Origin of the sequence: Photobacterium makurazakiensis (genome assembly GCF_050336715.1) — a bacterium.
GTDB lineage: Bacteria > Pseudomonadota > Gammaproteobacteria > Enterobacterales > Vibrionaceae > Photobacterium > Photobacterium makurazakiensis.
In genome coordinates this window covers 1-12,481 of the sequence record NZ_JAKJSJ010000070.1, presented here as the reverse complement: position 1 = coordinate 12,481, position 12,481 = coordinate 1, and the positions used below count along the sequence as shown (strand labels likewise).

The window sequence follows — 12,481 nt, the reverse complement described above, 5'->3', positions numbered from 1 at the left end:
TATGCTTCTGCCGTGGTTGCTTATCCTATTTTGATAGCTTTACGGTGTAAGTATCGTAATCACGTAATAGGTAGAGAGCTAAACATGCAGCGAGCATTGGCCACGCGGCAAAGAACAAGAGGTTATTGAACGGGTCTAAGTATTTGCCAAATGCTGATAGCGTTGAAACGAGGTGGAGAACGAGGATCGCAAGATAGGTTTTATTTCGCCATAGCCCTAATACAAATGCGATCAAGAATAAGATTTGACCGATCCCGAGTGAAATCATAACTCCAGGACTTATATTTAAGCCATAGAACCCTGAAAATACTTTAATTGCATGTTCGGTTAATACGATTTTATCTAACCCCCAAAAAAGGAATACTATAAATATACCAATTCTTAGTACAAGAAGACTTATTGAAAGGTTCGACTTTAGTTTATTTTCCATATTTATTTCTCTATTTACATTCATTGTTGATAGGTTTTGTTTAGCACGGTGGTGATGTTGATAACAATTGTTATATATACTCGATATTCCAGTGTGTATAGATGTCGAGAGAAAAGACCACGAAGGTATGTATATTATTTCAAAAAATATTATTATTTAAAGTGTTTCGTGTTAAGTTTATAATTATAAAGGCGTTTATATTTCATTTGGTTCGAGTCGTTATCATGTGGGAGATGTAATATATAGATACACCTCTAATTTAAAATAATATGAATTATTTGTGGGGGAGCGGTCATAAGTAACAACACTACTTTAAACTTTGATAGCTAAATTTATATGATAACGAATATATTCAAAACAAAATTTATCAGGAAAACACATTCATCGAGAAAAAGGCGATATGAGCTACTGGTAAGTGATTATGGAAATGATTTATATCGATATGCGTATTGGTTATGTAAAAACCAACATGATGCAGAAGATTTAGTGCAAGAAACTTACCTTAGAGCTTGGCGGTTTATTGATGATTTAGCGGATGATAAAGTTGCAAAATCATGGCTGATAACAATATTAAGGCGTGAGAATGCTCGCCGTTTTCGAGTTAAACCCGTTGAATACATTGATATAGAAGAGTGCTATTTATTTACGGAAGACTCAGGTTCTGATGATAATGAGATCCTACGTGAAAAGATTTTAGGTCTAAATGATAAATACCGAGAGCCACTACTCTTACAAGTACTTATGGGCTTTACCGCTGAAGAAGTGGCAGAGATCCTTAGTCTTAAATTGAATACCGTTCTTACTCGGTTAGCACGTGCCAAAAAGCAGCTGAGGGATGAGCATGTAGAGACTAACGGAGTAAGGTGTGAAGCATAAGGTCACGTCATTAAGTGAGTATAGAGCTAGACAGGATGCACATGAACATCGGGTTAGAGGTGCCGTTTATATTGACGTCCCTAAAGGGCTTTCATCGAGGTTACTCGATATTCCCAATGAAGGAGTGCCAGTATGCCGTTCTAGGCGTCGTGGGGTTTGGGGGGCAGGGTTGGCATTAATAATAATGAGCTTGGTTATGTTTACTACTGATTCTGTTAAGCCAATTCAGTTTGAGTCCGACAACTACATTCCGTTAGCCATGAATCATATTTCCAATCAAGGCGATTTTCTTGACGATATTAATGAGCGAGTCACATTGGAACAAGTGAACATGAAGCTTGCGCCATTTGGTTCTAAATTTGAGCATTTACCTGGTCAGATTTATTACGTTAACCATTGTAACTTTGGCGATGAAACAGTATTTCAGATGATAGTTGGAACCACACAGGGTGAGCGTGTGAGTGTTTATCTTGTGCCCAAAAAAAGCCAAGGGCAGAAGACATTTGATGAAGACTCTGTAAGTGGTGTCCAAACGCCGTATGAGACGCAAAGTCTTGTCGTGATTAGCGATGATATGGCAATTTCGAGTGATATCTCCCAACAGATGAAAGCAGCAATGAAATGGGATGTCATCTAGTCATTCATCTAGCGGGTTATGACCTTATTCATGGTTATATAGCTAAAAGGTTTATAAGTAACAGTTCAAAACCCTTGCGCGTTATCGATGGTCAGATTATGATTTTAGTTATTGAACGTTTGTTCAAAAACTACAATCATCTCAAGAGACACAGCTAGGAGAGGCAGATGGGTACCGATTATATTCCACCTAAAGTATGGATTGATGATAGTGAAAATGGCGGAGAGTGGGCAAGCATCAATCGTCCCGACTCAGGTGCACGGCATGAGCAAGCGTTACCTGTCGGCTCGCACCCATTCCAGCTGTACTCACTCGGCACACCGAATGGACAGAAAGTCACTATCATGTTTGAAGAGCTATTGGCAGCAGGGGTTATTGAAGCCGAATATGATGCACATCTGATTAATATTGGTGATGGTGATCAGTTCTCGTCTGGCTTTGTTAGCGTTAACCCAAATTCAAAGATCCCAGCTTTAGTCGATAGCTCCGGTGAGAATCCGGTTGAAGTCTTCGAATCTGGTTCTATCTTGCTTTATTTGGCTGAAAAATTTGGCCATTTTTTGCCTGAAAATATCGAAGCAAAAACTAAAGTCATGAACTGGCTATTTTGGTTACAAGGCTCAGCACCTTATTTGGGGGGTGGTTTTGGGCACTTCTATGCTTATGCGCCAGAGAAGTTCGAATACCCAATTAATCGATTTTCAATGGAAGCTAAGCGCCAGTTGGATGTGCTTGATAAGCAATTAGCATCGAATGCTTTTATAGGCGGTGATGAATACAGCATTGCTGATATGGCGATTTGGCCATGGTATGGCAACTTAGTACTGGGTCGAATTTACGATGCTGCAGAGTTCCTTCAAGTTGAAAAGTACACGCACTTACAACGTTGGGCTAAAGAGATTGAAGCCCGCCAAGCCGTTCAACGTGGCCGTATTGTGAATCGAAGTTGGGGGGAAGAGTGGGAAATGGTGCCAGAGCGCCATAGTGCTGCAGATATTGATAATGTTTTAAAGCTAAAGCCCTAAATCGAATACTTTTATCCTGTCAGTTTGACTTAAGGCTATGGCTATGGCTTAAGCTGGCAGGTACCATCAACCCTCTTTATAAATGTTACCTGTCTGCTTTCATTGATCAGAGATACTTCATCTAGGCGCAGAGGTATATCTAAACCCATTAATTTTTTGTTAAATGTTCACGCATTAGATCGCAAATCTGTGCGTATAGCGTCTGATTGAAAGTATTGAATGTATTACCTACAGCGGTAATCAACCCATATTGATAACGTGGAAGGTCGATAATAGGCCGAGCAATGATATTGGAATACTGTCCTCCTTGCAGCAATACGCTGTTCACGATAGAAATGCCAATTTCAGCAGAGACTAATGAGCAGGCTACATCCACAGAGTGCGCCTCTACAATAATATTGGGAGTCACCTGATAGCGCTGAAAAAAACGATCAATATCTTTGCGAGAACCACTCTTCTTACCAAGTAATATCAAAGGTTCATCGTGCAGTAGCTCCGCGGTAATTGTGTGCTGGGCTGTTAATGCATGTGACCTTGGCATAACACAAATTGATGCACCCGATGCGACGGGGGTGTAGTTGAATCTCGGATTATTATAGATACGAGTGAATCCAATATCCGCTTTACCAGACTCTACGCATTCTTCGATAAATGAATAATTCCCTGTAATTAATTCTACCAATAGATAAGGGTGATCTTGACGCAGCTGAAGTAATAGTTGCGGAATTAGAGATGAAGAGAAGGTATAAGGAACGGCTATTTTTATTGTTTCTTTGCTTAAACAGCCTTTTTTGATTTCTTGGGCCTCTTCATAAAGATGTTCAAGTTGGTCGAGTGATTTTAGCGCGTTTGTTAACAAATTTTTATTTTCAGGCTTAATTATTAACCGACCTTTTTTCCGATCAAATAACGCTAGATCAAGTTCTTGCTCTAGCTGCGTAAGTAAACGACTGATGCCTGATTGTGATACACCGAGCTGCAAAGCCGCGGAACTTGTTGATCCCGTCGTCATTATCGCCCTGAGAGTCGTAAGTTGTTTTATGTTCATAATGCCTTGTCTGCATAGGAGTATGATGATCTGTCATACCCTTGTGAGGGAATATAATTGATTGTTATGTTGATAAAATGTAAACATAACAACGAGAACTTATACATGACAATAAAAGAATCGACGATGCCAAGTCAATTGTCACCTGAAATCCAGGTTGCCCCCCAAAAAAAGAAATCCATGAACCCTGTCATCATCCTACTTTTTGTGGTGTTGGCTGCGGTGTTCATGACCTATTTTTTAGATTCAGGTGCGTTTGAACGTAACGGAAAGTTAATTGTTCCTGGTACCTACCAAGTATTAGAAAAAGACGTATCGGTGTCGAACCTACTTGGCATTTATTCTGAAGGCAGTGACGCTAAAGCTGTCAGTTTGTTGGATGCGCTAGTCAGTATTCCCCAAGCGATCAATAAGCAGTCTGGCATGATATTTATGGTGCTGTTTATCGGTGGAATGTTTGGTGTGCTCAACAAGGTGGGGGCGATAGAGACGGGGCTTGAACGTATGCTGTCTGTCACCAAAGGAAATGTATACCTATTAGTACCTGCCATGATGATTGCTTTTTCGATGGGCAGTACCTTCATGGGAATGGCAAAAGAATATTTGTTAGTTATCCCTATGGTGGTGGCAATGGCCCACCGAATGGGCTTGTCTAGCATTGTTGGATTAGCCATTGTGGCGATCCCGGTTAAAGTCGGCTATTTGGCTTCTATAACCAACCCTTACGCATTATCTATTGCACAGCCTTTGGTTGATGTTCCCGTTTTTAGTGGCATGGGAATGCGTGTGCTGGTTTATGTTGTGTTGATGGTTGTCGGTATTCTTTATGTATTGCGTAGTATTCGTAAAGAAGTGAAGAATGTGACGATCGAAGCGGGATGGGATGCATCTCCACTTCCTACACGCCATGCGTTGGTATTGCTGATTCTGGGGTTGGGGATAGGTTTTCTCGTGTATGCCTCTCAAACATGGCATTGGAAATATAATGAACTATCCGCTTATTACCTCGCGCTAGGAGTGATCTTTGCGGTCGTAGGGGGACTGAACAGCAATGAAACTGTCGATGCGTTTGTGTCGGGCATGAAGAAAGTATTGATTGCTGGCGTGTTGATTGGCCTTGCAACATCTGTTTCGCTACTACTGGCTCAAGGTCAGGTACTTGATAGTATTATTTTTGCTCTTTCGTCTGTAGTGGGTGAAAACAATGCGACGTTTGCTGCCTTCGGCATGTTTTTTGCCCAGTTGGTGATTGATGTTGCCATCCCATCGACATCAGGACAGGCAGCGGTGACAATGCCGATTTTGGGTCCTTTAGGTCAACTGGCTGGTGTCGATCCACACACTACTGTATTGGCATTTTTGATGGGTAATGGTGCAACAAATATCATTACACCAACATCAAGTGGGTTGTTGATTTTCCTTGCTACCGCACAGGTTGGCTGGGGGCAGTGGGCAAGGTACATTTTCCCATTCTTTTTAATTATTATTCTCTTTGCGTTGCTTTTCCTCTCAATAAGCTTGTCGGTTTACGGTTAGGGAATAGTCATGAAAGTATTAAAAGACAATATGGTAGCAACGCGTGATGGCGTGCTGTTAGCTACCGACGTGTACCTGCCGCAAAATTTTGACTGCAGTATGGAGGCGGGTTCATTACATCAATCTTGGCCTGTTATTATTGAAAGAACCCCCTATAACAAAGCTGCACCATCACGTTCAGAAGTGGATTTATCAGGGCATTTGCTAACACGAGAAGAAATGGCGCGGGCGTTTACTGATGCCGGTTTCGTCTGCGTTTTTCAAGATTGTCGAGGGCGCTATAAGTCGACAGGCACTTTTACGAAATATATTAATGAAGCAGAAGATGGTTTCGATACTTGCGAATGGATTCATCAGCAACCGTGGTGTAATGGCTCAATAGGCAGCATGGGGCTATCATATGCTGCACATACACAAATGGCAATGGCGTGTTTAAATCCTCCTGGTTTAGCTTGCATGGCATTGGATTCAGGCGGTTTTTCTAGCGCTTATGAGTGCGGTATTCGTCAAGGAGGTGCGTTTGAATTGAAGCAAGCCACTTGGGCTTACCGTCAAGCATTAGTGAGCCCTGAAGCGAAAGCGGATCCGATCGTGAAACGCGCGCTAGAAAGTGAAGATATTATTGAGTGGTTCAAGCAAATGCCGTGGAAGCGCGGGCATTCGCCCCTTAGGCATTTACCGGATTATGAAGCGTATTTATTAGAACAATGGGAAGCGGGTACGTTTGACGACTTCTGGAAAGGCTCGGGCATTTATACGCTTGATAGCTACCAACATATCCCGGATATCCCGATTTTACTGATGTCTAGTTGGTACGATGTTTATGTGAAAAGTACGTTAGATAATTACCACGCCTTAAGTGAACAAAACACCGCCCCAGTGTCACTCATTATGGGCCCTTGGCTTCATGGTGACCGTAATGTGACGCATTGTGGTGATGTTGAATTTGGTGCTCAGGCATCATTCGACACCAATGTGGCACAGAGCTGGTTACAGCAACGTATCGATTGGTTCCGGCGCTGGTTATTAGATGCCAATTTACCGGAACAAGCCAAAGTCAGTGTGTTTCAGATGGGGGGAGGCGATGGGAGCAAAACATCTCAAGGTAAACTCAATCATGGTGGGCGTTGGATACATACGACACAGTGGCCGCTACCACATACCCAAATGAAACAGTGGTATTTACGTTCGGGTGGGGAATTGAGCCACGAACCAGAAATAACACCTGCCTGCTTGAGTTACTTATTTGACCCTCGGCATCCTATGCCCACAATTGGAGGCGCATTAACATCAGGGAAGCCAGTGTTTGTTGGTGGGGCGTTTGATCAAACTGAAGACCCACGGTTCTTCGGAACGAATGGGAACAACTTACCGCTATCGGCACGCAAAGATGTGTTGGTGTTTGAAACGCCAGTATTAACACAAGATTTTATCGTGTCAGGGAAAGTGATGATAAAACTCTTTATCGAAAGCGATGCGTTAGATACGGATTTCACCGCTAAATTAGTCGATGTTTATCCGCCGAATGACGATTATCCGCAGGGCTTTGCAATGAATATTTCTGATGGGATTTTTCGCTGCCGTTATCATCACTCTTACCAAAAACCACAGTTATTGCAACAAGGTAAAGTGTATGAAATTGAGATAGAAGCGTTTGCAACGTGTAATGTATTTAAGCGGGGGCATCGAATGAGGCTTGATATTTCCAGTAGTAATTTCCCTAAGTTCGATGTCAATCCTAACAGTGGAGAGCCTGAAGGAACAGCTCAACTGATGACAGTCGCAAAAAATACAATCCATTTTTCTTCAGCTCTCTCATCATCATTGATGTTAGAGGTAATTGAAAATTAGGATTTTGAGCGTCATAGCACCGCAGACATTGATAATATTTAAAGCTTAAGCCGTAGCCTTTGGTTTTACGAATATGTTTCATTTCTTTTGCCATCTCTTTGTTAAAAGAGATGGCTTTATTATTTTGTTGAACGTTTATTTGAGACCCTGATTTTGGTTGATAAAGCAAAGATATCTTGGAGACATTAAAATGTTATTAAGATCAAAATAAAGACATTACAGTGACATATCACTATCGATAAGGTGATGAAATATCGATTGACGTTGATTTGGAGCGAGTAATGTCTTTATACAAGAATTCGGTACCGTGGCTGGTGGTTGCTACGAGTATATTTAGCTTATCCGCAAATGCAGATGAGCAGATTAACCTAGCCACTCAGAACAAAGCGATTTCTATAAGCGCTGAGACGTTAGCGATTACATGGAATGATTTAGAGGTAAATCAGCCCAATCTGGTCATCAATGGCGAAAGGCAGCAAGTTGCCAATTTACGTCGGGTTTCTGGTACGGTATCGAGTTGGACGTTAAAACCAGCCAATATTAGTGTCACGGCGGAGTTAGCCGATGTGCTGACATTAACTTTTACTGCCAACTCACCGAATCAAATAAAGCGGGAAAAACCATGGACCCTGTCATGGTTTGATCTGCCAGAGCAAGCAACTGATGTGCTTTACCTGCCTTTCAGTGAAGGGATGAGGGTGCCAACTAACCATCAAATTTGGATTGAATACCTAGCTCGTTCATATTCGGGCTCGAATACCACCCAAGAACTCAAGATGCCATTCTGGAGTGCAAAGCAGGGTGACAGCTACATTACTTATCATCTAGTTACCGCAACTAACAACCAACTGAACTTTGAATCAAACAATAGCAAGCCCCGAAAGATCAATATGTTGGCATCGCATAACTTTACCACGTTGAATAAGTCACAACCCTTTATTGTGCGTATTAGCTTAGGTAAAGACAACTTATCGGGTGCTAAAGCCTACCGGCAATGGCGGATTGATAATGGCTTAGTAACCCCGTTAGCCAAGAAAATGCAGGCAAACCCAGCATTAGAAAAGTTAGTGGGCGCTAGCAATGTGTACCTATTCGGTCGCGGTCTTATTGATGTCGAAGATGTGGCCGATTGGTGGGGTCTAAAAGATTGGTATTTGAATGACTCAGGGCTAAATGTGCCTGAGCCGGATAAAAAGCAGCTATCTTCCCTGAAGAAAGGAACCACTTGGTTTAGTAAGTATGAAAAGCAGCTGTTGGTTGACAGTATTAATACGGCTTTAGAAACCGAATCTCCTACACCTCAACCACAACTTGAAAATAATGGCATTGAATCACAATATTTGGCTGCACAAGAACGGAAGGCTTGGCTTGTTGAACATGCAGGTCAATATTTAATAGGTCAAGAACGCTGGGGACAAGCGCTGACTGAAGATATGGTGAATACGCTGAAAGAGGCTGGGTTGAGTAAGCTGTGGCTTGGATTTGATAACTGGATGCCTGCTTTTTACCAGCCCGATGTTGTCGAGCACGCTAAATCGGCGGGGTATCTGGTTGCCACTTACGATTCCTATAATACAGCAATCCCCCAAGGTGTGAATGATGGTTGGATGACAGCGCAGCTGCCAGATGAAATCCGCATGGGGTGTGCGATAGAGTTAGTCGATGGCAGTCTTCAAGCTGGCTTTCGAGGTAACGGTTACTACTTGAACCCAAATTGCCAACGTGGCTATATTGAGCAGCGCATCGAAGATATTGTTAAATTTGGCCGCTTTGATAGCCTCTTCCTAGATGTTGATGCTGTTGCTATGGCACGTGAAGACTACCGTGATGGTACCAGTGAACAAGAAATGCTTGATGCCTATAACTCAAGGCTACAATGGATCCCTAATAATGTTCCTGTCATATTAGGCTCGGAAGATGGTAACAGCTTAACCACCGCAGGTATCGCATTTGCACACGGCATGGAGACTGTCGGCTTTGGCTGGCGCGATAAAGACATGAAGGAAAAGAAGGACTCTCCTTATTATCTTGGTCGATGGTATCCAGATCATAAACCGGAATTTTTCTTCCAAAGTGCAGAGGTGAAAGAGCCATACAAGACGCTGTTCTTCGCCCCTCAATATCGAATACCACTATATCAAACCGTATTCCATGATGAAGTGATTAACAGTCATCATTGGCACAGCGACAGCTTGAAGTTCAGTGATGTTAAAGCGGAACGTGACTTGATTAGCATGCTTTACAATACCCCTGCCATGGTTCACCTCGCTCGAAGTGAAGCTGACTCGAAAGATAGCCCGCGTATTAAAGCGCTCCAACATTACCAGCAAGGCTTTTTGCCAATCCATGAACAATTGTGGAATAAAGCATTGGTGAAGTTTGAATGGCTTAGTGACGATGGCTTAGTACAACAAACAACCTACAGTGATGGTTCGGTCATAATCGCCAACTTTAATAATGATACGGTGAAAACAGACAAAGGTACGTTATCTGGCAAGTCAATCAAGGCTGTGTTGGCGAGCGGCGAGGAAGTTAACTGGCAGGTGAGTCAGTAAAGGCAGAAACTTCTCCCCCCACTAGGCTTTAGCTGGTGTGGGGGGTTAATAGGTGGGCATCACAATAACGTTCGTTAATAGCGAGGAATACGCTCATTACTTTCGGTCGTGTTACTTTATATTTATTTTTAATTCAAATGCCTATAGCGCTGTAACCATCAATGATTGACTGAATGTTGGCGGTGCTTCCTCGTTGAATACGACGATAGTGACTCAGCGTTTTGTCTTTGTACTTTGTTGCGATTTCGGCTTGTTCGGCTGAGTTAGATTGCCAAATTTTACTACCGACGGCACTGATCTGCTCATTGTCTCCACGTGTCGATGAAACGAGCATAATTTCATAAAAACGGCGATTTTCTTCAATGAGTATTTCGTGCTTTAAACCAAAATCGTGTTCAATCAATGTTTGGCGCAACGTAAACTGGTGATTAACTGGGCACAGTAAGAAATCAACATTCGCGTGTTGATGCCTTTGATAAATGGTTTCAACCAGTTGGCTCATTAAGTCGCCACCAACACCAGCGATGATGACCAAATGTTTCCCGTCATAGTGCTCAAGGGGGAGTTCTGCGACATCAAGGCAGTGAGTTTGCCAAGCAGATTGGGGATAAAATCGTTGCAGTTTTTTTTCCAGTGCCGCCATTAAGTCCGGAACAATATCAGAAAAATGAATATTTTCGGCAACTTGCCGAGACAGTAGCGCAGCACCGATAAGTCCATGGTCACAGCAACAATCCCAAATGTGGGTATAGTTCGGTGGTACCATTTGCTCGATTTTTTTCAATCTTTTACTGAGTTTCACGGGAAATGCCTAATTAACATTTAAAACGCGCGCATTGTAATGGTTTTTAGCCTTTTAGCGAAGTAGGGGAGCCAATAAAGTGCCGTATCCGTCATAATCGCAACTTTAACAATGCTACGGTGAAACAGATAAAGGCACGTTATTTGGCAATTCAATCAAGGTTCTGTTGGAGGGCGATGAGGAAGTTAACTAGCCAGTAAAACTAGAAACTTGTCCCCCTCGGTTGGTTTGAATTGGTAGTGGGGATTTTTTATCTGTGGTGCTGTGACTTATTTTTGGACAGAAGTGAGTTATACGCTTTGCTAAATTAGTTAACTACGGATTAGTTTTGGTTATTGTTACATGGCTCTATAGCTATAACGTGTAGATATGGTCATCATATAGCTGCCCTTGAATTTCATAAGCATTTGGTTCGACTTTTGATAAGTTGAAGCCACACTTTTCTAAGACTCTTTCTGATGCAATGTTGCCTTTGGTAACTACGGCGTTATAGCTATTTATCTCACTAATATCTTGTGACCAAGCTAATAAAGCCTCAAGTGATTCAGTCGCATAGCCTTTACCATGGAAACTCGGTAACAGTAGATAGCCAATTTCCGCTACACCGCCAGTCAAGTTGAAACCTGTTACTCCAACCTTGTTTCCAGATTCTTTTTCTGTGATTACCAAGCATAGCCAGTGCTCTGAATCTGCTGTCCAGTTTGGTAGCCTAGACTCAAAACCTGCCTTAATATCAGCCTCGCTCGGCTCATCAAAACACAAAGCGATTATCTCTGGATCAGTCTGAAGCTCATAGTATAGAGACCAATCCTCGTTAGATAATTGTCTCATGGTTAAATACTTTGTTTCGATATTGATAGTCATAAGGTGCCAGTTTTCAAATCAGTTTTGTGAAGAATATACACACTCTCTCATTAGGAACTCTCAGTCAACATCAAAGCCCAACTATCTAGGAATGGGGCAAACCCGAGTTGGTTAGATCTAGCCAGCACACTGCCGGGCGGAAGTTTATGGTAGTTGATCGTCACTCGCAAAAGACTTAACCATATCGTGCTGATGCAACCCTTTTCCAAACCCATCATTTACGATTGTCGTTGTCTTAAAACCATAGCGGCCAAATAGTTTTTCCATTAATTGAGTCGTACTGATTTGAATGTCATACAAATGGCCCTCAGCTTTTATACGCTTCTCAATTTCAGCGTAAAAACTATCTGCTACCGAAAGCAACTTTTTGTGTCCAATCGCTTTACGTTCAAACATGACCCAAGCAATCCCATGCGAAGCCCCTTTTGTGTAGTGTCCTCCACAGCCAATGACTTTTTCTTCAATTTCCGCAACTAGGTAATTTTCATCTGCATAATTATCGAGAAAATCGAGCAAATCAGCTTTATCACTTTCAATGAAGTACTTGGGGCAGTTGGAAAGCAAAATTTCAACTAATGCATCTCTGTCTTTAACGTTGTATTTTCTGAACTTCATAGCTTGGTATTTTCTAGTAGTTAGGTAAGGGGGGAGTATACCGTTTCGCATCAGATTTGGTAATGACAGGAAACATCGGTCGAAACACACTATGGGGCAAAAGCGAGCCAGGTTCTACTCACACTGAGCTGCAAACTTATCATTGCACAGAATGATTGTGTGGCTAAAAGATAATGAAGGTAGATACTTTATTGCGGTGGACACTCATATACAACGAGTCTGCAACAGGACTGGATATGCAA

The 12,481-nt window shown here is 42.2% G+C and carries 11 protein-coding genes; 6 read left to right on the top strand and 5 right to left on the bottom strand.

Features of this window, described 5'->3' with window-relative positions; genetic code table 11:
- Positions 1-25 precede the first annotated feature (25 nt).
- Positions 26-430 (bottom strand): hypothetical protein, encoded by a 405-nt coding sequence (locus L4D09_RS24425; protein WP_428460150.1) that lies wholly within the window; start codon positions 428-430, stop codon positions 26-28.
- Positions 431-766: 336 nt separating this feature from the next.
- Here L4D09_RS24425 and L4D09_RS24420 point away from each other — a divergent pair, with 336 nt between their 5' ends.
- The 3 genes from L4D09_RS24420 (at position 767) to yghU (ending at position 2,968) form a co-directional block, all read left to right on the top strand.
- Positions 767-1,306 (top strand): sigma-70 family RNA polymerase sigma factor, encoded by a 540-nt coding sequence (locus L4D09_RS24420; protein ID WP_428460149.1) that lies wholly within the window; start codon positions 767-769, stop codon positions 1,304-1,306.
- Entirely contained in the window at positions 1,296-1,943 is a 648-nt protein-coding gene (locus L4D09_RS24415) for a DUF3379 family protein (protein ID WP_428460148.1), read from the top strand. Before L4D09_RS24420 ends, L4D09_RS24415 begins: the two co-directional genes overlap by 11 nt.
- 167 nt (positions 1,944-2,110) lie before the next feature.
- Positions 2,111-2,968 (top strand): glutathione-dependent disulfide-bond oxidoreductase, encoded by an 858-nt coding sequence (gene yghU, locus L4D09_RS24410; RefSeq protein ID WP_428460147.1) that lies wholly within the window; start codon positions 2,111-2,113, stop codon positions 2,966-2,968.
- A gap of 148 nt (positions 2,969-3,116) precedes the next feature.
- On the opposite strand, the gene L4D09_RS24405 is transcribed toward yghU, so the two are convergent.
- The gene (locus tag L4D09_RS24405; RefSeq protein WP_428460146.1) at positions 3,117-4,016 is read right to left on the bottom strand and encodes a LysR family transcriptional regulator; all 900 of its coding nucleotides are present in this window, start codon (positions 4,014-4,016) and stop codon (positions 3,117-3,119) included.
- 105 nt (positions 4,017-4,121) lie between these two features.
- On the opposite strand from L4D09_RS24405, the gene L4D09_RS24400 reads away from it, so the two are divergent.
- The 3 genes from L4D09_RS24400 to L4D09_RS24390 all read left to right on the top strand — a co-directional run bounded on the left by L4D09_RS24400 (position 4,122) and on the right by L4D09_RS24390 (position 9,958).
- Entirely contained in the window at positions 4,122-5,552 is a 1,431-nt protein-coding gene (locus L4D09_RS24400) for a YfcC family protein (protein WP_428460145.1), read from the top strand.
- A 9-nt stretch (positions 5,553-5,561) separates the two neighbouring features.
- Positions 5,562-7,403: a CocE/NonD family hydrolase gene (locus L4D09_RS24395; protein WP_428460144.1), complete on the top strand. Its 1,842-nt coding sequence runs from the start codon at positions 5,562-5,564 to the stop codon at positions 7,401-7,403.
- A 281-nt stretch (positions 7,404-7,684) separates the two neighbouring features.
- A complete protein-coding gene (locus L4D09_RS24390) occupies positions 7,685-9,958 on the top strand; it encodes a glycoside hydrolase (protein WP_428460143.1) in 2,274 nt (757 codons plus the stop codon).
- A 133-nt stretch (positions 9,959-10,091) separates the two neighbouring features.
- Here L4D09_RS24390 and L4D09_RS24385 read toward each other — a convergent pair whose 3' ends face one another.
- The 3 genes from L4D09_RS24385 to L4D09_RS24375 form a co-directional block, all read right to left on the bottom strand.
- Entirely contained in the window at positions 10,092-10,760 is a 669-nt protein-coding gene (locus L4D09_RS24385) for a tRNA (adenine(22)-N(1))-methyltransferase (protein WP_428460142.1), read from the bottom strand.
- A 354-nt stretch (positions 10,761-11,114) separates the two neighbouring features.
- Positions 11,115-11,591 carry a GNAT family N-acetyltransferase gene (locus tag L4D09_RS24380; RefSeq protein WP_428460141.1) on the bottom strand — a complete coding sequence of 159 codons (477 nt, stop codon included), beginning with the start codon at positions 11,589-11,591 and terminating at the stop codon, positions 11,115-11,117.
- A 177-nt stretch (positions 11,592-11,768) separates the two neighbouring features.
- Entirely contained in the window at positions 11,769-12,239 is a 471-nt protein-coding gene (locus L4D09_RS24375; protein ID WP_428460140.1) for an N-acetyltransferase, read from the bottom strand.
- Positions 12,240-12,481 lie beyond the last annotated feature (242 nt).